Source organism: Enterococcus sp. AZ177, assembly GCF_050544585.1.
In the GTDB taxonomy this organism is placed as follows: Bacteria; Bacillota; Bacilli; order Lactobacillales; family Enterococcaceae; genus Enterococcus_L; species Enterococcus_L plantarum.
The window spans coordinates 550,055-570,054 of the sequence record NZ_CP172944.1 but is presented as its reverse complement, the minus strand read 5'-3'; the positions used below and the strand labels follow the sequence as shown (position 1 = coordinate 570,054).

Below are 20,000 nucleotides of genomic sequence, written 5' to 3'. Positions count from 1 at the left end.
CTTCTTCAACCCCTCTCATAATGAAATTATTTTTAAAAAAAGGATAATTAATTTAAAAATTATTTCATTACCTACTAGTTATTTAATGTTTTTGCTATAATAACATAATCAACACAAATTTTTCCGCTTGGTAAAGTATTTTATACCGTTGGAAAGGAGAATTATTTTGAAGAATTATGGAACAATGCTAAAAAAAATACGACAAGAAAAAGGACTCAGCCAAAAAGACATTTATGATGGAATCATGACAAGGCAAACTTACTACTTGATTGAAACCAATGTCAGTATGCCTTCTTTTGATAAGTTTCTACTAATTTTAGAAAAACTTTTTGTTTCTGTTGATGAATTCCTCTATTTACTCAATCATGAAACGTTCCCAACCGATCATCATTTGTATCATCAATTAAGCCAAGCTGTTTTTAAACACGACCAACAGATGTTTGATTCACTTATCGAAAACTCTCGACAGGTTTTTGAAACAACAAAGAATCAAAAATTTTTCCACCTAAACTTAGTCACTCAAGCAATGAGTCGTTTAACTAAAGCGCCCAACGATCCTGATACTATGAAATTTTTGAAGCAAATGATGTCTCCTATCAAAGATTATTTGACTGGTATTGACAAATGGTATCTTTATGAACTAAAGTTGCTAAATAATTCTCTCTATTGCTTTGAATTATCTGAGGCAATCGCATTAGGTACTTTGGTTGGAAGAAAAATCGACTCTCTCAGTCATTTAGAACAGTATCAAGACATAAAGTTAAGAATCTACTTAAACCTTTCTAGCTTATGTTTAACTTGCCGAGACTATGAAAATACTTTATTTTTTTCAGCTTTGGCCAAAGAAAATGCCAATACCGATTACCGATTATTTGAAATGATCATTGCAAATTTGAATTATGAAATTGCCCAAACAGTGATTAAAAAACATAAGGAAAATTCTAAAATCACTAATTATCTTGTCCTATTGGAAACGTTAGATTATCAAGTAACGGTAAAAGAATATAAGAATATATTGGCAACGCACCTCACCAGCATTTAGTACTCGCTTATTTTCTTAATAATATCGCTTTAATAACCAAATTGATTTACTTTATAATCCCAACTATAAGGCCTAGGTGAAATTGAATGCTCACCAGAACTATCGCTACCAAGTTCTGGTGTAATAAACATGGTTACCCAATACTCACTATTTGTTTGAACATCCAGATCAGCTTCATTATTTTTTATAAGAGTTGATGTATTACTTGATAAATGGGTCGTATTTAAGTTCAAATTCGTTGTCGTTGCAATGTAGCCAAAAAAATTATAATATTCAGGAACTAAATCTATTATCTTAAGTTGCTTTTGTTCTCTAGCTAGTACGATGTTATATTTAGTAAATAGTGCTTCAGACACTTCGGTCTTAGTATCTTTCGTACTACTTCCAGAAATTAAATTCATTTGTTGTTGGGTTTCGCCAATAATTAAAGAACGGTAAAACGCTTTTGAAGGAATCACTAATTCTGAATTTGGTTTGAGTACACTTTGACGTATATTCAAAATAATTGTTTTAGTCTCAGATATTTTTTTGTTCGTGACAACTATTTGTTGATGGGCATACGAACTGACGTCGGCAGCAAATTTAAAATTAGCTTTAGTATTTTCTGTTTTCAAGCCATTAATATCGACCGTAGTTTCATACTCTTGCTCATTTTTTAAAATTTCTTCAACAAAATAATCTTGATCGGCTTTCCAAGGATGAACTATTTTTTTCACATCATTTGGATAGAGTGAAAAGTAATCATTAGTCGTATATTGATCATCTCCATAATGAAAATCAAATGCCTTCGTGGGATCTTCTATTTCCTCGTTTTTTTCATTGCTTAATTTTTTTTGTAAACTGACAATGATTGGTCTAACTTCTGGTCTCGGAAATTCTTTTTGCTGTACTTTATCGTTATAATCTTTATAAACAATCGTTGCTTTTCCATTTGTTTTTGCTAATCCATTTGCATCAATAATCAAGGGCTCTAATACACTATTATTTGCATTCACACGATAGGTGATTTCAGCGAACATCACATTTTCATCAGGCTCACTTGAAACTGGTGTCTTAAGTGGTCCTACAGTCCAATTGATTGTTTGTCGTCCGTTCACTTCTTTAATTTCAGTTGTTCCTTGGGTAGCATCGACATTCCCCTGTATTTCAAATCCTTGACCCATTGGATCGACAACAAATCCAGATTTGATAGCACCAACAATTTCCCCAGCGATACCACTTAAAATATCATCTAAATTATCTGCCGTTGCTGCAAAACTCTTATCGTCAGAAGAGGCAATCTCTTTCATTGTTTGATTTCCTGTGACAACTTCATCATCTTGAGAGGTGGAATCCATATCTACCCCAATCGTATAAAAATCAGTGAGTAAATCGTCGCCAACCGCTCTTTTTTCATTTTTTGCGATTGTAGCTTCTGCTATAGCACTATGTGCATGGTTTACCATCAAGCGATTTTTAGAACCGGACGGCATTGCCTCAAACTCAGGAGCAAAACCACCGATTCGATATTTCGCACCATTTCCAAAATAGTTATTCCCCTCTTTATTGCGATAATCATAATTAAAGTTATCTTTTGGAATAGTTTTAACTGTTTCATAATAATCATAACCATTTTGCAGATAATCAAATTTTTCCATACCTGCTAATTGATTGTAAGGAGCTGTGGGTGGATAGCTATAGGTTGGTACACCATCGGACACAAGTACCACATTCCTTTTTTCCCCAGTGGCTTGTCTCATTACTTCTGTTGCAGTTTTAATCGCAGATTGTGTAAAAGTTCCTCCATTTTCAACGGGTTTTAATTCTTTTATCTTATCGATTAACAATCCTTTATGTTCAGCATCTACAAAACGACCACTCCAACCACTCTCATTAAAAGTATAATTGGTTATATCTGTATTGTACGTAATCAAAGCAATACGATTAATATAGTCTTCCCGCAATACCATATTGACAAACTTTTCAGCTGCTAATTTTGCTTTGTTCATTCGATCGTTTTCATTCATACTCCATGAGGTATCCATGATCAACACAATATCTGTAGGTGCCGGTGGAAACTGATTACGTCCCTCAACACGCAAAGTGATATCCCATTGATTGACCATTCCAGCCACCGGTTCTGCTTTTTTACTTAAATTAATTTCTCCAGGTAGTAATTCAGTTTTTTTAGCAGCTTTAACTGGTCCATTCGTATCAAGCATAGCTGATTGAGTAGCGTAGATAGATCCGATCAAACAAAAAACAATCATGAGCCACCTTAAAAATTTAAATCGTCTCTTTTCTCTCACCAGGGTATTCACCTCATTTTATTTATGGATTTTTTTTAATCATTAATAGTTTGATTTTTTAATAGATTGTCTAATTCTATGAGAGGTTCAGTTGCTGGGATTTGTCCATTCCACCAAGCGTCTCTATAAGCAAATTTTGTTGTACTGATTCCTTCTGATTTTATTTCAAATGATAGCAAGACTTCTTCATATTCTTCCGTGATATTTGCTTTATTCATTCTTACTTTAGTAAATAAATTTGTTGTACGCTCGTCTTTTAGCAACTTCTTTTTATAATAAAAGTAACCATCTTTACCATCGATCCAATCAATCAAGTTATAATCAATGCTCAAAACGGGTGCTGATCCGTCAATTGTTACAGGTAATAATGTAAGTACATCATTCGATTGTTTTTTGATAAGCATAGGTAATGCCAAAACTCTTAGGAAGATTGATTGCTCTCCAGTATTCCTTATAGCTACTTTTTTTAGATAGTCTTTCTCTGGTTCGAATACCTCTGGTGGATAAAATTCTTCTTCTATTGATGATTCAAGGTTGCCTATTCTAAACTCATTACGCTTTTGGTCACTATCGGTCAAGGCTGCGTAAGTTTGATATAAACCGAAGGAAAGACAGAGAATCATTATCAAAAAGCCTGTAAATAAGTAAAATTGTTTTACACTTATATACTTTTTAGTATTCCGCTTTTTTTTCATTTTCCATACCCTCCTTTTACTCACTTATTATCCCTAATTCCTCATCCTTCACGAATGTCCGAGTCATATCGACACTTCAATTTAGAAACATTAAATCCAGATAGTAAAATGGCTTTGTAAAAGTTACTTATTACTTAATAGATTCTTCTGAGCGTTTCAAACGATAGCCTTTGAGCGAGTCTTTTTGACAATATTTACATTCTGGGATATCTGTTATTCCTTTTTTTAGACTTGGTTTTGTTTAACTATTTTAGCCTTTAATCTCTCAGATGACCGTAATACATGTCATATAAATCTCCTACATTGCCAATATTCCATGAACTTAAAAGCTCTTTTGTTCCGTCATGTGCATCCATCATCGGATTTAATTGATATAGTGCTCCTTTTAATTTGTTAGGTGCATCTGGAGCTAATTGAACACTTTTCAGTACTGGTGTACTTAGTTCGTTCGGTTGGAGTAACTCTGAGTAATAAAAATAGCCTTCTTTATATAACCAGTATTCTTTTGTTTCTTTTGTAGGAGCAACAGTGTATATATTATCCGGGAACGCTAAACGAAACCACCTTAAATCTGTTTTTTCTCTGTTAGTATCATTAAATTTGTACATCTCTGAACCTGTCAATACATTTGGTACAATCGCTTTTTTAGCAATTAATTGTTGCCCTCCATAGAAATAAGTTCCTCCAGCATTTGCTGCGGCTTCCCAAGTTTCTGTTTTCTTTTCGTCCACTTTCGGTTGTATTTCTTGTGTTGCCTTTGCTAAATTTCCGTTACCACTTTGGTCTAAGATATCTATTTCGAATAACAACAGGTATTCATATAAACTCATCCGAACAAAAGCTGGAATCGTACCAGTATTTTTGACTTGAATCACTTTTTTCGTTGTTAAACCTGGTTGCCATTCAAGTTCGGGTTCAAATTCTTCTATAATTTTTGCAGATAATCTTGCACCAACGAAGTGGTTCACCTCGCTGTCTTCCGAGACAAACCAGGCATATGTACTTCCTAGAACCATCAAACCAGAAAAGAGAAATGTGCAAATAGCGATGAGTAGTTTTGTGTTTATTTTAGCTCGTTTTTTTTTTCTATTTTGATTTATTTGTCCTGAGTTTCGCTTTTGCTTTTTCACACCATACTTCCTCCTAATTATTTAATCGTTCTAAAAAATTCAAATTAAAAAATCTTATTTATCTATGTCTCTTTATCTTTTTAGGTTGAATTTCCTCTTGTTTTTTATGTTTAAGTATCAATAAGAAAACTAGAATTAGGAATAATCCAATGCACGAGAAAATCATTGCGTTGCGCCATTCTTCACCTGTTCTTGGAAATTTTATTTTGCTCATCAACTTTTCTGCTAAAGGTTTGTCTTGTTCATCTGGATCTTTAGTATCTGGCAATTTATTTTTTACAGCTTTAAAATACCAAATATTCTCCACGATGTTCTTTTTAAAAAAATCACGATTTGTGTACATTTTTCCATCTAATTCAAAGTGAGCTTCTAACATTTTTGTATCTCCACCTTTGAATGTTCCTAAATTTAACGGAGTTGATTTATCTTGCAAATTTACTGTTTTAGTAACACCTGACAATGGTCCTTTATATCGTTCTTGGCCATCGTAAATCAAAGTCATTTTAATAGCTTGAGACAAATCTAATGAGCCTTCAATAAGTGTTGGCTTACTTATGCTCATTGTTAAATGGTAAGGTATATCTTCTTCTATGTTGATGATTGTGATTTTTGTGACCCATTTTTTTCCTGGCTCAACATCTCGAAAATCAATTAAATATTGACCATCATTTTTAATTTTTATTCCTTGATCGTCGCCAGCCACTATCCCAGAGGGAAGATTGGACTCTGAATTCGCTTCAACAGGTTTTAATATAAAGAGCAGACCGATTAATACAAACAGGACTGTCATTACCCAATTTTTATTCCTGTATCTTCGTTTCATCCTTTTTCCCCCTTAAAATAGATAGCTTCTTTTCTTTATTTAGCAGGTACTAAATTTTTCAATGCTGTTGCCAGTGAATCATTGACACCTGCTGGTAACCATTGATCTACTGCATCTTTGTATGCTGCAAGCCCTTGTCCTTTTACAGTTAAGTCGTAAATCAATTTACTATACTCATTACCGGCTGTCCCTAATAATTTAACAGCGTCCATCAATTGTGCTGTATTCGCACCTGGTGCTAAAACACTTGTATAATAGAAATAGCCATCTGCTGCATTAAAATACCATTTATCAGCAGTCTTAGGATCTTTTGTAATATTATTGAATGAAATTTGGATATTTCCTGAACCTGTTGCTGCTGGTGCATTCCAAATCAACGTGCCATCTTGTGTAAATGTTGGCGCATAAACTGGTGCTATCGTCCATTCTTTTTCGTCAGCCGCTTTGTATTCTAATGATACATAGCTTAGTGATGGTGTCCCTGATTTTACTTTGATTTGATTTGATGTATTACGAGTAAATCCATCAATCCCACTCGCGTAATATAGAACCCCATTTTTTTCAAATGTGTAGCGGTATGTGTAAGTCGTTTTAGTTCCAACCGTTTCTGCTTTTTCCTTAACTTTCAATGTATACGTTCCGGCAAATTCTCCAGCATCTACTTTTAAAGTCGGTGCACTGCCTTCAAAAGTAGAATCTGTAAATCCAGCTGAAGATTCTGTTCCTGGTAATACATAAACTTCCTTGCTTGTTTTACCTTCAAGTTCAGCACCCGTTGTTAATTTAACTTGATAATCTTTTAGCAGTTGCAATGATTCCTTTAACGAAACACGAACTAACGTTTTGTACTCACCGATATTCTGGATTGCTACATCTTTATTTACTTCTGATCCTGGATCCCAGTCGGTCGGCGGATCAAAGGTTTCCACTACTTCAATATCTTTTCCAGTTGCAATTTGTCCTTCAAAATGGTTGTTTTTTTGGTCTTCACTCGTAAACCAAGCGAATGTTCCCGCTGCAATTGCAGCAAGCGCAAAGACGCTTGCTAAAGCAAAGACTTTTTTCTTTCTGTTTTTATTCATTCTTAAGTTCCTCCCAATGTTTTTTATTATCAACCTTTTAACAATAATGCTTAAACTATTTTTCGCACTATATTAAAAAGTAAATACCTTCTTTTATTTGTTTAAAATGTAATAACGGATGATCGTGATAAAACCGAAAACTGAAAGTAAAAAAACAATCGAAATAAGTGTATTTTCACGAACAAATTTTAAAAATGCTCCCACTTTTGGCATCACTGCGATTTTTTTTCCGACTACTTGTTTTTCATTGACCGGAACATCTTCTGCTAAGTTGGCATCTCCTTGCGTAATATAATAAGTTCCTTTAGTTTCGCCTAAGTGATCTAACTTTTCTTTCACTCTGTGGGTCAAAAAAGTTTGGCTTTTGATACTAGGTCTAAATGTGATTATATCTCCTACCTCAGCTTCATTACCTGCGATGTTTTTTACTAAAATTATGTCTCCAGAATAAAAACCACCCTTTTGTGTTTTAGGATCTCTTGGCACCATAGAATCAGTTAATACACCAAAGAATCGATAACCTAAAATACTTTTATCCGAATTTTTAGTCGTTGCAAAAATAACGGAACCAAAAATCATAAATAAAATGAAACCATAAAAAATAATGTTAAATACTAACCTATAAATAGAATTTTTGGATTTAGATGTTTTAATTTTTTTCTTTGAACCTGAATGCTTTTCTTTTTTTCTATTTTTCGTCATTGCTTTTTTAGCAGTTTTTTTTGAACCAGATGATATCTTTTTCTTTTTCAAAGTTTGTTTTGTCGTTGCTCTTTTCGCTCTTTTTTTTTTGTTCGACTGTGGTTTCTTGCTCCGTTCTTCCATCACATTCTTAAACCCTCACTTTGCCTTAGACTTACAAAAAAACAGTCATTCACTAAGTTGAAAATTAAGAAAAGCAACTAATTCGGTATGATTTCAGCTCATTTTATCTATCAGTTCTTATTAATAAAAGATTTATACTTTGAGCGTTGTAATCATTTTGATAGTCCAAAAAACTATTGATATTAAGAAAATCAACTAAAACGCAAAAAAAGAAATACGCATGAATGGATAAATCCCTTCACTACGTATTTCTAGACCGTTTCCTCTAAAAAAAAAAGTATGTGTTTTAGCTGTATAAAAAACAATAGTTTATTATAGAAGAAACTAAAAGTCAATAGTTTTTAAAATATTTTTTACTCTTTGTAGAATCAAGATAAAGGCGGTGATTACGGTGGATTGACAGACTTTATTCAATTGTTTAAGAATTGAATGATCAAATAAATTCTCATTATTTTTACTAACAACTATCAATAATTTAGAGGTGTATATCTATGGCAGTGATCGGTTACATGCGCGTTAGTACGCATCAGCAAAAATTTGATTCTCAACAAAAAGCACTTGAACGATATGGTGTAGATTTAATCTACAAAGAACGCGAAAGTGGCAGAAAAACATCTAGAAGTGAACTTAACAAAGTCTTAGCTTGTTTAAAATCTGGTGATACTCTTGTTATTTTTAAACTTGATAGATTATCCAGAGGAACAAAGCAATTGCTGAGTTTATTAGAAGAGTTTGAACAAAGGAATATTCATTTTGTCAGTATTCAAAATAATATAGACACTACAACTGCAATGGGACGATTTTTTTTCACAGTAATGGGTGCCTTCGCAGAAATGGAAGCTGAATTGATTCGAGAAAGGGTGATGGCAGGCCTTGATGCCGCTAGGGAAAGTGGTCAGCAGTTGGGACGGCCACCACGAACAAAAGAAGTGAATGAAGCATTAAAATTGTACGCAAATTCTGATTTAACTGTTCCAGAAATCGCTAAAAGATGTAATCTATCTGTCCCTACAGTCTATAATCACATTCGAAAACAAAAATTATTAAAAAGAAACAATTAATACACACACATGCTCTATCATAAAACACAAAGGGAAAACTAAGAACACTTTAATAATATAATAATTTTATATACGAAAGCTCTTATAATAATACATATTGGATATAAGGATCGAGGCATAGAGGGATATTAATTATTCTTGCCTCGACCCTATTTTAATCAGCCGATCAATTTCAAGCCAACAACAGATGCTAAAATGATCCCAATGAAGACAATTCTACGCCAATCTTTTGATTCCCCGTAAAAAAGCATTCCTAAAATAGCGCCTCCCGCTGCACCGATCCCCGTCCAAATAGCATATGAAACCCCCATTGGCAAACGCTTCATAGCTAAGTAAAGAAAGATAAAACTACAGCCAAAAGTAAAGAATAAAAGGAATAAAGATGTTTTATTTTTGTTTAGATTGAAGCGGTTGATCGATCCAACGCCAAGCATTTCAAAAATTCCTGCCATCATTAAAAACACCCAACTCATTTTTGATCCACTCCTTTCTCTCCTGTTACAACTTTCAAGCCCATTACACCAATAAGCAGTACTACAATCAGCAAGATTTTAGATAGCTTAAATTCTTCACCAAAAAAGAGGATTCCTGTGAGTACTGTACCTGCTGTGCCTAACCCCACAAATACCGCATATGCCGTTCCAACAGGCAACGTTTCTCCTGCTTTTATCAACGCGTAAAAACTAATAAAAATAAAGACCACCGTCAATACTATTTCCCACCATGTATGACTATGTTTCATTCCAATGACCCATAATACTTCAAAAAAAGCACCAATCATTAATTTTAACCAATCTTTGTTCATATAAAAACCTCCTTATTTTATCTGGAACAACGTCCCGCTTTAGTTCGCCTTGTGTCATACAACACTGGCTATTTCTTAAATAGTTCAAAAGAGAAAATAAAAAAGGTGTCAACCAACAATTCCATCTACGGCCTAAGAATTGTTGATCCACACTTTGACTGATAATCAGCCGGCGCTAATTATCAAAAGTTAGTTGATTTAGTTGTATTCATTCTCTTAAAACTGTTTCTCATTTTACGCCATAATAAACGAATTGGCAATAGCCCCGTTCTTTGTTATTTGTTAAATAAAATTTAATAAGTTAGAAAAACTGTATAACACGCTATTTTACTTTATTAAGCATATAAATTGTCTAACAAAGCTATCATTTTTACCGATATATATTCTAATTGATGTCCTCATACCTTTACCTTCTTAGATAGGAAGTCTCATTCGATCAGATAATTCAGAAAATTTTTATCTGATGATTTTGTAAATCTAATCAACATATGATACACTTATCTTATCAAAAAAAGATTCCTAGTGAATCAGTCAACGTTGATATTACTTACTTTAGGCGGTAGTAATGTCAGCGTTTTTCTTTGCCTATACAAATTATAACACACTAAAATCTTTTTGAAAATATCAGCGTACTTAGCGTAATAAAAAAAATCTCACCCTATTTAAGGTGAGATTTTTCATTAAAAGTAGGCTCTATCACTCTCTTTTTATGCTAAAGCTCCCATTGGATCCCATGGGGCTAAGACAGTTGGCTCTTGTTTCCATATTTCCTGTAACTCCGGTGATAAGAATTCTTTACGAACAACGATTTGATAGGTGTATTCGTCCATCCAAGCGTCACTCATTACAAAGAACCCTTTGTCTCCGACTTTTTCACCCCAGCTATTCTCTACTTTCCATTTAGTAGAAGTGCCTTCGATCAAATCTACACCTGTTAAAACCATCGCATGAGTCATCAAACTTTCACCAAAGTCTAAACGTTCAGCTTTCGTCATCGTGAAATCAATATCGAATAAATCATTCATATCATAAGCATCTAACGACATAATTCCACTATCTCTTGTGGAAGACTGACCCACATCACAACCAAACCAAACAGATTCGCCTTGTTCTAACTGCGCAACTGCTAATTTCTTGAATGTCGTCATATCCACATTGATGTATTTCACTTCTTTGCCACCTACAACATTTCCTAACATTTCGACAGTATATGTTTGGTTGTATGGTTTATCAGCTGTTGGGGCATTGATCACACTTACATAGTCATCAAGATTCACACCCACATATTTTTCATAGAACGATTGCGGTGTTAACTGTTGATCCAAATGATATTTTTTCTCTTCGTCACGGTACTCAAAATCAAATGTATCTGGCGGTGTACCTAATGAAATCGCTAAAAAGTTATACACTTCTGCCAGCATTTCCTCTTTGGCTGTTTGAACGTCTTCCACTGTTTTCCCACTAGCGATTAACGCACGCAAAATCGTTGCATCTTTTCTTAATTTTTTATTTAAGTAATTGTTTAAGTCACGTGAATTTGAGCTATTACTACTTTCAGGCATGGCTGTTTTTGGCACAACCCCATATTTTTGGAAAAGAGAAACGATCATATCCCATTGTCCACCATCTTGTTGAGGTGTTGCTAATAGGAAAGCAACTTTACGGCTATCTAATGCTTGATCTGCTGTTGCAATAATATTTTCATAGAAGTAATTGGACTTTTCATATTTATCCCAGAAAAATGTATAGTTTTGAGAAAGTTCAAAATCTTTTAAATTAAAGCTGTTGATCATTTTATGTCTAAATGTATTCAACGCTGCAAACATCCAACAACGTCCGCTTTGTTTTTGATTGGCTACTTTTCCAGTTGCAAGATCTACTGAAAAGACGGGCACATTATTGACTTCAGCGATCTGATTTTGTGCGGAAGCCGAAATACCATTTTTAACTACTCCACGCTGTAGGGCATTTTGCTTATTATTTTCCACAAATGTATCGTGAAATTTTTGTGTTACTGTAGGGTCGATTACTGACATTTTGATTCATCCTTTCACTCATCGTATTTCTTTTTCATTATATGCCTCAATTTTCAAACTCACAAGTTTTTAATAAAATAAAATTGCTTTTTTGCATCACTTGTATTATCATATGCAATACAAAGAAGTAAAAGAGGTGACTATATGTTATTAGAAATAGATACTCAAAGCCAAACGCCGATTTATCAACAGATTTGTAATCAACTTATCCTTGGGATTGCAACGCATAAACTGCAGCCAGGCGAGCTCCTTCCCTCCGTTCGGCAAATGGCGGATGAAATCGGCGTAAATATGATGACTGTTTCAAAAGCCTACTCTCTATTGAAACATGATGGCTACATTTTAACAGATCGTAGAAATGGTACCAAGGTTGCTGAAAAGCAAGTACTCGATTCTTCCTTTCAGGAACGATTTATAAAAGATTTGGAATTATTACTAGCTGTAGCTTCTATTCATAAACTTTCAGAAAGTACCGTACAAGAAGAAGTGAAACAGATGTATCAAAAATTTGAACAGTAAAAGGTGTGTTGAAAATGAATTTCTTTCTCTATTTATTGCTTGTTGGGGTCAACTTTTTAATGGCATTTACCGGTAGAATCCCTGCAAATCCGCATAAAAATGTTATTTTAGAAACAACGTTACCAAAAGATAAACTTCAAGATGAACAGGTTTTACTCGTTAGTAAAACGTATAAGAAAAGATTAGTGCAATTGGCATTTATTTTCAGTATTATCGCTCTACCAATTCTATTGATTCCTTATGATTCTTTGACTTTGTTCTATTTTATGCTGATGACTATCGGATTGATCGGGGCTTTTTTTTACTTGGAGGTTGTTTATATTCGTAAAATGACGGCTGTTAAAGTCAAAAATGATTGGATTTTACCCACGAAACCGATATTAGTCGATACACGACTAGTGGTGAATAAAAATCGCAAATTGATTTCTATTTGGTGGTTTTTACCAAGTGTTTTGATGACTCTAACTGGTTGTATTTATTCTGTTCAAACACTTGGTTTGTCTAATGGTACTTGGCTCATTTGTCTGATTTCCATTCTTATGACAGGAATGTTTTTGCTTTTCTATTACTTTATTGCTCGCTTTCCAGTCAAACCTGTCACGAGTGATGAAATGATCAATCAAAAGGTCAACGATCAAATGCGCCATCATTGGTCTGTTCTAATGGCTGTTTCAGCATTTGTTTTGAGTCCTTTCGCTTTTTTGCCAACAAGTTCAGTTACGATTCCTTATGAACGAATGATGGTATTTTCAATTGGCTATGCTGTGCTTATACTCGGATTTGTCATTTTCACTTTTTATTATTTATTTTCTTCTAGAAAAAAACAAGATTACTTGATTGCGCAAGCTACGGAATACCGCTACAGCGATGAAGATCAATATTGGAAGTATGGCATTTATATGAATCCAAATGACAAAAGAATCATGGTACCCGATCGTATTGGCATGAATATCTCCGTCAATTTAGGTAGACCTGCTGGAAAATTGGCGTTAGGCATCACAGGTATTTTGGTTTTGATTGCGTTAATTGCATCAAGTGTACCAATGCTGATCAGCGATTTTTCAAGTAATCCATTTGACTTAACGACAACCCACACTGGTATCTCCTTATCAGCGCCATTAAATCAGCGTAAACAGATTGCTTGGAGTGACATTGAATCAGTGAAACTAGTCGATAGCCTTCCTAGCGACAAACTCCGTATTTACGGAACGGCAACCGAAAATTATTTAACGGGAGAATTTCAAGTGAATGGTCAACCTGCTTATTTGCTTGTTTTAACAAATAAAAAACCGATTCTAGAAATCAAAACCAAAGAAAAGTTCTATTATTATACAAATAAAGACAGTACATTAACTAAAAAATACTATCAGAATATCCAAGCGATTCGAGAAAAAAAGCAATAGATTGGGACTGAAACTTCGCTCTTTAGATTGCTTGAAGCCCTAATACAGAGTGGCGTTAGTCAAAACAGTCATTATTTTGCCAAAAAATCCAGTATTCTTTCATTTTTACTTTGACATATTTCTCTTATGTGATTAAACTAGTCATAATGAATAGGAGTGAAGGAATAATGACTGTATTCAGTTTAAGAAAATACCAAAAATCTGATTTAGAAAACATACTTGCTATATTTAACGGAACTGTTCAAGCAATTAATAAAAAAGATTATACACAACAACAAATCGAACAATGGGTTCAGCTGGATCCTGATTATGAAAAATGGGATGCCAGACTCTCATCGACCTATAGTATTGTTGCGCTGAATCGCATGGAAGTGATTGGCTTTGGCAATATTACCGACACAGGTGAACTTGATTTATTGTATGTCGACAAAAAATGGATTGGGTACGGAATCGGTAAGATGCTAGCCCAAGATTTGATGGCTCATGCATTGAAAAGTGGCGTAAAAGAACTGACTGTCTACTCATCCATCACAGCGAAACCTTTTTTTGAATCACTTGGATTTGAATTAGTGGAGCAAAAAGTAAACTATCGTAATGGCGTAATGCTGATGAATTATTTGATGGTTTATCGTAAAGATAAACAGTAAGTGATTGTTTTATCGATTTGAAACTAGAGTTTTTCTAGATTAAGTGCAGTGAGACCTCAATTTCAGTAATGTATGTTATTAAAAAACATCTACCAAGAGTAAACTCTCAGTAGATGTTTTTTTGCTACGCTCCTACGCAACAGTAAATTTTGTTTCGGATAATGACTCTTGTAAAGTATCCTTTGAAACTTCTCTATCACTTGTTATTACGGCTGATTTTTTCGCCAAATCAACACTGACAGATTGAACACCTTCAATTTTTTCAACGTTTTCTTTGACGATAGTAGCACACCCCTCACATTTCATGCCGTTGATCGTTACAGTTTTTTCCATTGAGAAACACTCCTTCTAATTTTGATCTTATCTACTTTACTAAGTGACACTGACATTGACCTTGTATACAGTTGCAGGGCACTTCTTTTACGGCGGATTTTCGTTTTTCTTTCAATAGTCTTTCCAATTGTTCGATATCATCGAAACTTAAAATAGTCTCATCGATTATTGAGGCAAGAACACTTCCGACCTTTTTACTACACACCTTGGTCAATAATTCTTCAGAAAGCGCCTCAATACTTTTGCGTTCTTCTACCAAAGGAAAATAGGTAAACTTATTGCCGTTACGAGTAGTTCCCAGCATCCCTTTCTCCACTAAACGACTCAGTAAAGTCTTGACCGTAGTACTTTTCCAGTCCGTTTTTTTATTGAGAATATCTGTTACTTCTTTACTTGTTGTTTCTTGTGTCGCCCAAGCAACACGCATGACTTCCCATTCTGCGTCAGTGATAGTCAATGATTTTCTCTTATCTGACATAAAAAGTCTCCTTATTACCGAATTCTTCACGAAGGAACTACATATGTAGTCACCTCATATATTAATAATAATTCTTTTTTCTTCCATTGTCAAAAGGAAGATTTTTTCAGTCCTTTTCGAATACCATTCAGTAACGTAAAACAATATAAAAAAACGTAAAACAGCGGTCGGTGTTTTACGCTTCTTACTCCTTTCATTGGAAATTAATGATTCTGATTTGAGTACGTTGTATAGACCATATCGTTTTTCACATACACTTGCTCTACTTTTAACTCTACAGATCCATTGAATTCATTAAATAACGGAATTCCTTTCCCTAAGATCTTTGGAATAGTTGTAAGAATATACGTGTCGATCAATTTTGCTTCTACTAATGGTGCAATGATACTAGCACCGCCCACGATCCAAACCGCCTTCCCCTCTTGTTTTTTTAACTCTTGGACCAAGGCTACAGGATCTTGGTTCGTAAAAATTAGTTTTTCAGCATTTTCCTCTGGATGACTTGTAATGATATAGGATATTTGCTCTTCATAAGGATATTGCTCCGGAGATAAGTCATTGACGACTTGATCGTAGGTTGTTCGACCCATCACGACTGTATCGATTTTTTCCATCAATTCTTGGTAACTAGTGTCTTCTTCAACTAATTCAATTCCACCGCCTAAAAAGTCAATACTACCATCTGCTTCTGCAATATAGCCATCAACGCTCGCTGCAATATATAGAATAATTTCTCTACTCATAAAAGAACCTCCATCTAGCTCAAAATAGGTTTAGCCTTTGAACTATTCATTGTACCTGATTTAGAACATTCGTCAACTCGTTTGGCTGACAAAAAATAGAGCTGAAAGGCAACTCCATCATCCTTTCAACTATATGTCACACCTTAAAGTTGCTTCATAACCGTCCTCTATAATAACTTGCCTTGTTGTCTCACCTAAACAATAGAGTTTAGGCATTTCTTTTAATTCAGTCGTTCTAAAAACAGATAAAAATCGCTGCCACAACGACGGACTTGCTAGATAAACTGCCTTTAGTTTTGTCATCAGTAAACACTCCTGTAGCAATCGTTGATTTTCTTTTGGAAAATAATTATCGTAAAGAATTGGTGTAAACAATTGATGCCCACTAGCTATTAATTTTTTCTCTCCACTGTTATCTGCTAAATTGCTTTTGGGATAAAAAATTCTAGTTGGAACTACATAATTGGCTGTCCAAGCTTCAACTAAATTCTTTTTCGTCGGAGAGGTGGCCTGAAATACTGGCTTTATATCACTGGCTAAAAGAACTTGTGCAGTCTTTTCACCAATTACAGCGAATTTTTTCATTTGAAGAGTACTTTTGCTTATTTGTTGCAAAAAAAAGACAGCTGCATGTTGGCTTGTTAAAAAAATCCATTCGCTTTGTTTTACCATTGATTCGAATGACGGTCCTACTTCTCGTTTTTCCAATCGAATCAATGGGATTTCAACTGTCTCAAATCCTTTTTGCTGAAAATAGAAACGATCTTCTTTATTATCTTCTATCAAACGGGTTAAAAGGATATTATTCATATTGATTCCCGATCCATTTCATTTAATAATTCTTCGGCTATTTGCTTTCCAACACCTGCTAAATCTTGCACAACGATACTTTTAGTAAACGATTGTTCTAACTCTTTATCTCCTAAAAATCCCGAAAAACGATAGCCATTTTGTTCTTGGACCGCAAAAGCTCCGATAGGAATATCGCAGTTTCCGTTTAACACCGCCAAAAAATTACGTTCTTCCATGACCAAGCTTCTAGTTAACGAATCATCGATTGGGCTTAAAAAGTCCTTCATCTCGTGGTCTTGACCGCGACATTCCACAGCTAAAGCTCCTTGTCCGACGGCTGGAATACATTGTTCACAGGTTAAAAAAAGATAGGGATGTGTTGGTTCCGCAAACCAATCCAATCGTTTTAAACCAGCTACAGCCAACACAATACCATCTAAACCTTGCTCTTCCATCCGTTTTAAACGAGTTCCCACATTTCCTCGAATCGATTCTACTTGAAGGTCTTCCCGTAGATTTTTCATTTGAAATTCTCGTCGTAGACTACTCGTCCCAATTCTAGCGCCCTTTGGCAACTCGTCTAAAGAGGTTTTTTCTCTAAAAATCAGACAGTCAGCTGGATCACTTCTTTCTGGAATTGCGGCTAATGTCAATCCATCTGCGACTTTTGCTGGCATATCTTTTAAACTATGGACCGCAAAATCGATCGACCCTTTCAATAAAGCCTGCTCAACTTCATTGATAAATAATCCCTTTCCACCAATCTTAGATAAGCTGACTGAAAGCATTTGATCTCCTTTAGTGGTCATCGGTACAATCTCAACCGGAAAATCTCCATGTACTTTTTTTAATAAATTTAGAACAATCGTTGTTTGTTTCATCGCTAATGGACTATTTCTGGTGCCGACACGGACGGTTTTCATTTCATTTACTTCCTTTTTCTTTTCTCATCTTTTCATCATACTAAATTTTATTTTTTTGACAACTGGCCTGTGCCAACCTTATATGCAAAAAAATACAGACCTGCTACAAAAAAGCCGCCACCAAGGATATTTCCCAGATAGACACTAACCATATTTTGTCCAAAAGCTGCCCACGTATTGCCACCTAATAAAATCCCCATTGGAATCAAAAACATATTCGCTACAACGTGCTGAAATCCACAGATAACAAACCCCATAATTGGTAAGAAAATCCCCACGATTTTGCCAATAAAATCTTTGGCTGCAAAATTTAAATACACCGCTGTACTCACTAAAAAGTTACAAGCGATCCCTGAAAGAAACCCTTGTAAAAACGTATCTTTGGTTCTGCCTAGCGAAACTTGAATCGCACGTTCAGCAAAATCCCCTTGTAAAGCACCGCTTAAATAACCAAAAAAGTAGGCTACAAATAAAGAACCAATCAGATTGAAAATCGTCACGATCACAATATTTCTCAACCATTCTTTCCCACTGATTTTTCTGGCAAACAGCGCCATTGATACGACCATCATATTGCCAGTAACCAACTCTCCTCCGGCTAATAATAAACAAATCAATCCAAATGGAAAAACAGCTGCACCAATCACATTTACTAACGACCCCCATTCTTTGGGCATCGTTCCCATTGCCCGGATCATCGCAATTCCTGCAACAGCGATAAAAACACCTGCTAAAAAACCTAACACTGCTAAAGTCAAAAAACTAGCCCGCGCTTTTTGAACACCTTTTTCAATTGTAACATCAACTATTTCTGGTGGTTGAAGTGAACCCATAATATTTATCTCCTTTACTTTAAAAGCGTAGCGGGCCCGTTTAGATTCGACTAGAAAATAGGGAAAATTGACTGTGGCGCTTTTTGTCACATTCCATTTTTATCTTTTTCTCGAGAATCTAGCCCGCGAAGCTAGATAGATTTAAAAGCGTAGCAGGCTCGTTTAGATTCGACTAGAAAATAGGAAAAATTGACTGTGGCGCTTTTGTCACATTCCATTTTTATCTTTTTCTCGAGAATCTAGCCCGCGAAGCTTACTTAATTTGTTCATTTAAAACAGACCATTGATCTTTGTACATTGTCATTAAATCTTGATCCAAATACACCATTTCATCAAAATAATGATCATTCAAATACTGTTTATGCACCTCATCAAACCGTAGGTCACGATTGTCACCCACTTGAATCCCATACACATCTGCTCCTTTTTGCGTATAAGTAAGAATCGTTTCAAAAGTGATTTTCTCAGTATCAAGCAACAAAATCTTATGCCCAAACAACGGCAATTGCTCATACCAATCCGCGCCATTCCGACAAGAAACGACATCACCCAAAATAATTAGGGAAGGGTTTTGGATTTTATTTGCTTCGATTACTTTAGTCATCGTTTGAACGGTTGCTGTGACTGTACGTTGACGACCTAAAGTTCCCCACTCAACGATTGCCACTGGTAATTGTGGCGCAACATGTTGCTCTAAAAGCTTTTGTTGTGTGCTCTTCACTTTTTCGACACCCATATATAAGCACATCGTCCCGTTTTCCGTCAGTCCTTTAAAATCAATTGTTTCACCTACTTGACGATGAGCCGTTGCAAGCGTTACTTTACTACTGTGCTCACGATGCGTTAAAGGGATGCCACTGTAACTACTAGCAGCAGAAGCAGCGGTAACCCCTGGAACGATTTCATAGCTGATTCTTGCATTTTGAAGTGTGTTGATTTCTTCTCCTACACGACCAAAAATACCTGGATCACCGCCTTTTAACCTCACCACGATCTGATCTCGTTGTCCTTCTTCTAGCAATAATTGATTGATATTTCTTTGCTTTAATACATGATGTTTGGGATATTTTCCACTATAAATAAAACGCGCCGAATCTTTGGCAAGGTATAATAAAACTGGATGAACCAGCCGATCGTAAATGATTATATCTGCTGATTCCAGTACTCTTTTCCCTTTTAGTGTTAGTAATTCAGGATCGCCAGAACCTGCTCCAACAAAATAAACTTTTCCCATCGCTACACCATGACATAAACAAGGGTATCTTCGACAATCGTTTCATAGGCGCGAACACACCCTTCATCTGGCTCTTGGACTTGCCCATCATCCAAATTGATTTTATAGTCATGTAATGGACAAAATACATAGTCACCAGAAACGGTTCCTTCAGCTAACGGTCCTTGTTTATGGGGACAAACATTTTCAATTGCTTTAACACGATCATCGCTTAAACGAAATACAGCAATTTTCTGCTGTCCAACGATCACTTCTTTGCCCATTCTAGGTGCTAACTCTTCTAATTGCCCAACATAAATTTTTTCCAT

General features: G+C 35.1%; 22 protein-coding genes. 5 read left to right on the top strand and 17 right to left on the bottom strand.

Annotated elements, in window-relative coordinates:
* Positions 1–166: 166 nt before the first annotated feature.
* Entirely contained in the window at positions 167–1,042 is an 876-nt protein-coding gene (locus IGJ34_RS02735) for an Rgg/GadR/MutR family transcriptional regulator (protein WP_069653942.1), read from the top strand.
* Positions 1,043–1,071: 29 nt separating this feature from the next.
* Here the strand turns inward: IGJ34_RS02735 and IGJ34_RS02730 are convergent, their stop codons facing one another.
* From IGJ34_RS02730 to IGJ34_RS02705, 6 genes are all read right to left on the bottom strand, one after another.
* Complete coding sequence (locus tag IGJ34_RS02730) at positions 1,072–3,291, bottom strand: VWA domain-containing protein (RefSeq protein ID WP_430598074.1); 2,220 nt, start codon at positions 3,289–3,291, stop codon at positions 1,072–1,074.
* Between the two features lie 74 nt (positions 3,292–3,365).
* The gene (locus IGJ34_RS02725) at positions 3,366–4,025 is read right to left on the bottom strand and encodes a hypothetical protein (protein WP_069653944.1); all 660 of its coding nucleotides are present in this window, start codon (positions 4,023–4,025) and stop codon (positions 3,366–3,368) included.
* A 257-nt stretch (positions 4,026–4,282) separates the two neighbouring features.
* Positions 4,283–5,155 (bottom strand): BsaA family SipW-dependent biofilm matrix protein, encoded by an 873-nt coding sequence (locus IGJ34_RS02720; RefSeq protein WP_069653945.1) that lies wholly within the window; start codon positions 5,153–5,155, stop codon positions 4,283–4,285.
* Between the two features lie 58 nt (positions 5,156–5,213).
* Positions 5,214–5,978 carry a hypothetical protein gene (locus IGJ34_RS02715; protein ID WP_083241757.1) on the bottom strand — a complete coding sequence of 255 codons (765 nt, stop codon included), beginning with the start codon at positions 5,976–5,978 and terminating at the stop codon, positions 5,214–5,216.
* Between the two features lie 35 nt (positions 5,979–6,013).
* Positions 6,014–7,060, bottom strand: coding sequence for a BsaA family SipW-dependent biofilm matrix protein (locus tag IGJ34_RS02710; protein ID WP_069653946.1), 1,047 nt, complete (start codon positions 7,058–7,060; stop codon positions 6,014–6,016).
* A 93-nt stretch (positions 7,061–7,153) separates the two neighbouring features.
* Positions 7,154–7,885 (bottom strand): signal peptidase I, encoded by a 732-nt coding sequence (locus tag IGJ34_RS02705; RefSeq protein ID WP_240485858.1) that lies wholly within the window; start codon positions 7,883–7,885, stop codon positions 7,154–7,156.
* Between the two features lie 491 nt (positions 7,886–8,376).
* Between IGJ34_RS02705 and IGJ34_RS02700 the strand changes: the two genes are divergently transcribed.
* Positions 8,377–8,946, top strand: a complete 570-nt coding sequence (locus tag IGJ34_RS02700) for a recombinase family protein (protein WP_069653948.1) — start codon at positions 8,377–8,379, stop codon at positions 8,944–8,946.
* Between the two features lie 158 nt (positions 8,947–9,104).
* Here the strand turns inward: IGJ34_RS02700 and IGJ34_RS02695 are convergent, their stop codons facing one another.
* The 3 genes from IGJ34_RS02695 to IGJ34_RS02685 all read right to left on the bottom strand — a co-directional run bounded on the left by IGJ34_RS02695 (position 9,105) and on the right by IGJ34_RS02685 (position 11,787).
* On the bottom strand, positions 9,105–9,419 hold the full coding sequence (locus IGJ34_RS02695; protein WP_430598073.1) for a DMT family transporter: 315 nt from the start codon (positions 9,417–9,419) through the stop codon (positions 9,105–9,107).
* Positions 9,416–9,751, bottom strand: coding sequence for a DMT family transporter (locus tag IGJ34_RS02690; RefSeq protein WP_069653950.1), 336 nt, complete (start codon positions 9,749–9,751; stop codon positions 9,416–9,418). The genes IGJ34_RS02695 and IGJ34_RS02690 overlap by 4 nt, the downstream gene beginning before the upstream one ends.
* 707 nt (positions 9,752–10,458) lie before the next feature.
* Positions 10,459–11,787 (bottom strand): aminopeptidase C, encoded by a 1,329-nt coding sequence (locus tag IGJ34_RS02685; protein ID WP_430598072.1) that lies wholly within the window; start codon positions 11,785–11,787, stop codon positions 10,459–10,461.
* Positions 11,788–11,931: 144 nt separating this feature from the next.
* Between IGJ34_RS02685 and IGJ34_RS02680 the strand changes: the two genes are divergently transcribed.
* From IGJ34_RS02680 to IGJ34_RS02670, 3 genes are all read left to right on the top strand, one after another.
* A complete protein-coding gene (locus tag IGJ34_RS02680; protein ID WP_430598071.1) occupies positions 11,932–12,306 on the top strand; it encodes a GntR family transcriptional regulator in 375 nt (124 codons plus the stop codon).
* Positions 12,307–12,320: 14 nt separating this feature from the next.
* Positions 12,321–13,709 (top strand): DUF5808 domain-containing protein, encoded by a 1,389-nt coding sequence (locus IGJ34_RS02675; protein WP_430598070.1) that lies wholly within the window; start codon positions 12,321–12,323, stop codon positions 13,707–13,709.
* Positions 13,710–13,876: 167 nt separating this feature from the next.
* On the top strand, positions 13,877–14,356 hold the full coding sequence (locus IGJ34_RS02670) for a GNAT family N-acetyltransferase (protein WP_206849182.1): 480 nt from the start codon (positions 13,877–13,879) through the stop codon (positions 14,354–14,356).
* A 132-nt stretch (positions 14,357–14,488) separates the two neighbouring features.
* Here the strand turns inward: IGJ34_RS02670 and IGJ34_RS02665 are convergent, their stop codons facing one another.
* The 8 genes from IGJ34_RS02665 to nirD all read right to left on the bottom strand — a co-directional run bounded on the left by IGJ34_RS02665 (position 14,489) and on the right by nirD (position 20,000).
* Positions 14,489–14,689, bottom strand: coding sequence for a cation transporter (locus IGJ34_RS02665; protein ID WP_069653955.1), 201 nt, complete (start codon positions 14,687–14,689; stop codon positions 14,489–14,491).
* Between the two features lie 31 nt (positions 14,690–14,720).
* Complete coding sequence (locus IGJ34_RS02660) at positions 14,721–15,167, bottom strand: CopY/TcrY family copper transport repressor (RefSeq protein WP_430598069.1); 447 nt, start codon at positions 15,165–15,167, stop codon at positions 14,721–14,723.
* Between the two features lie 203 nt (positions 15,168–15,370).
* Positions 15,371–15,910, bottom strand: a complete 540-nt coding sequence (locus tag IGJ34_RS02655) for a dihydrofolate reductase family protein (protein ID WP_206835057.1) — start codon at positions 15,908–15,910, stop codon at positions 15,371–15,373.
* A gap of 129 nt (positions 15,911–16,039) precedes the next feature.
* The gene (locus tag IGJ34_RS02650) at positions 16,040–16,720 is read right to left on the bottom strand and encodes a uroporphyrinogen-III synthase (protein ID WP_430598068.1); all 681 of its coding nucleotides are present in this window, start codon (positions 16,718–16,720) and stop codon (positions 16,040–16,042) included.
* On the bottom strand, positions 16,717–17,625 hold the full coding sequence (hemC, locus tag IGJ34_RS02645) for a hydroxymethylbilane synthase (protein ID WP_430598067.1): 909 nt from the start codon (positions 17,623–17,625) through the stop codon (positions 16,717–16,719). The genes IGJ34_RS02650 and hemC overlap by 4 nt, the downstream gene beginning before the upstream one ends.
* Positions 17,626–17,672: 47 nt before the next feature.
* Positions 17,673–18,458, bottom strand: coding sequence for a formate/nitrite transporter family protein (locus tag IGJ34_RS02640; RefSeq protein ID WP_430598066.1), 786 nt, complete (start codon positions 18,456–18,458; stop codon positions 17,673–17,675).
* Positions 18,459–18,711: 253 nt separating this feature from the next.
* Positions 18,712–19,692: a uroporphyrinogen-III C-methyltransferase gene (gene cobA, locus IGJ34_RS02635; RefSeq protein ID WP_430598065.1), complete on the bottom strand. Its 981-nt coding sequence runs from the start codon at positions 19,690–19,692 to the stop codon at positions 18,712–18,714.
* A 2-nt stretch (positions 19,693–19,694) separates the two neighbouring features.
* The gene (gene nirD / locus IGJ34_RS02630) at positions 19,695–20,000 is read right to left on the bottom strand and encodes a nitrite reductase small subunit NirD (protein WP_069653962.1); all 306 of its coding nucleotides are present in this window, start codon (positions 19,998–20,000) and stop codon (positions 19,695–19,697) included.

Coding starts and splice junctions, on each gene's coding strand:
- IGJ34_RS02650 (WP_430598068.1), bottom strand. CDS start 16,720: ATGAATAATATCCTTTTAACCCGTTTGATAGAAGATAATAAAGAAGAT.
- IGJ34_RS02685 (WP_430598072.1), bottom strand. CDS start 11,787: ATGTCAGTAATCGACCCTACAGTAACACAAAAATTTCACGATACATTT.
- cobA (WP_430598065.1), bottom strand. CDS start 19,692: ATGGGAAAAGTTTATTTTGTTGGAGCAGGTTCTGGCGATCCTGAATTA.
- IGJ34_RS02670 (WP_206849182.1), top strand. CDS start 13,877: ATGACTGTATTCAGTTTAAGAAAATACCAAAAATCTGATTTAGAAAAC.
- hemC (WP_430598067.1), bottom strand. CDS start 17,625: ATGAAAACCGTCCGTGTCGGCACCAGAAATAGTCCATTAGCGATGAAA.
- nirD (WP_069653962.1), bottom strand. CDS start 20,000: ATGGAAAAAATTTATGTTGGGCAATTAGAAGAGTTAGCACCTAGAATG.
- IGJ34_RS02690 (WP_069653950.1), bottom strand. CDS start 9,751: ATGAACAAAGATTGGTTAAAATTAATGATTGGTGCTTTTTTTGAAGTA.
- IGJ34_RS02725 (WP_069653944.1), bottom strand. CDS start 4,025: ATGAAAAAAAAGCGGAATACTAAAAAGTATATAAGTGTAAAACAATTT.
- IGJ34_RS02640 (WP_430598066.1), bottom strand. CDS start 18,458: ATGGGTTCACTTCAACCACCAGAAATAGTTGATGTTACAATTGAAAAA.
- IGJ34_RS02695 (WP_430598073.1), bottom strand. CDS start 9,419: ATGAGTTGGGTGTTTTTAATGATGGCAGGAATTTTTGAAATGCTTGGC.
- IGJ34_RS02700 (WP_069653948.1), top strand. CDS start 8,377: ATGGCAGTGATCGGTTACATGCGCGTTAGTACGCATCAGCAAAAATTT.
- IGJ34_RS02705 (WP_240485858.1), bottom strand. CDS start 7,885: ATGGAAGAACGGAGCAAGAAACCACAGTCGAACAAAAAAAAAAGAGCG.
- IGJ34_RS02710 (WP_069653946.1), bottom strand. CDS start 7,060: ATGAATAAAAACAGAAAGAAAAAAGTCTTTGCTTTAGCAAGCGTCTTT.
- IGJ34_RS02680 (WP_430598071.1), top strand. CDS start 11,932: ATGTTATTAGAAATAGATACTCAAAGCCAAACGCCGATTTATCAACAG.
- IGJ34_RS02715 (WP_083241757.1), bottom strand. CDS start 5,978: ATGAAACGAAGATACAGGAATAAAAATTGGGTAATGACAGTCCTGTTT.
- IGJ34_RS02660 (WP_430598069.1), bottom strand. CDS start 15,167: ATGTCAGATAAGAGAAAATCATTGACTATCACTGACGCAGAATGGGAA.
- IGJ34_RS02655 (WP_206835057.1), bottom strand. CDS start 15,910: ATGAGTAGAGAAATTATTCTATATATTGCAGCGAGCGTTGATGGCTAT.
- IGJ34_RS02730 (WP_430598074.1), bottom strand. CDS start 3,291: ATGATTGTTTTTTGTTTGATCGGATCTATCTACGCTACTCAATCAGCT.
- IGJ34_RS02675 (WP_430598070.1), top strand. CDS start 12,321: ATGAATTTCTTTCTCTATTTATTGCTTGTTGGGGTCAACTTTTTAATG.
- IGJ34_RS02665 (WP_069653955.1), bottom strand. CDS start 14,689: ATGGAAAAAACTGTAACGATCAACGGCATGAAATGTGAGGGGTGTGCT.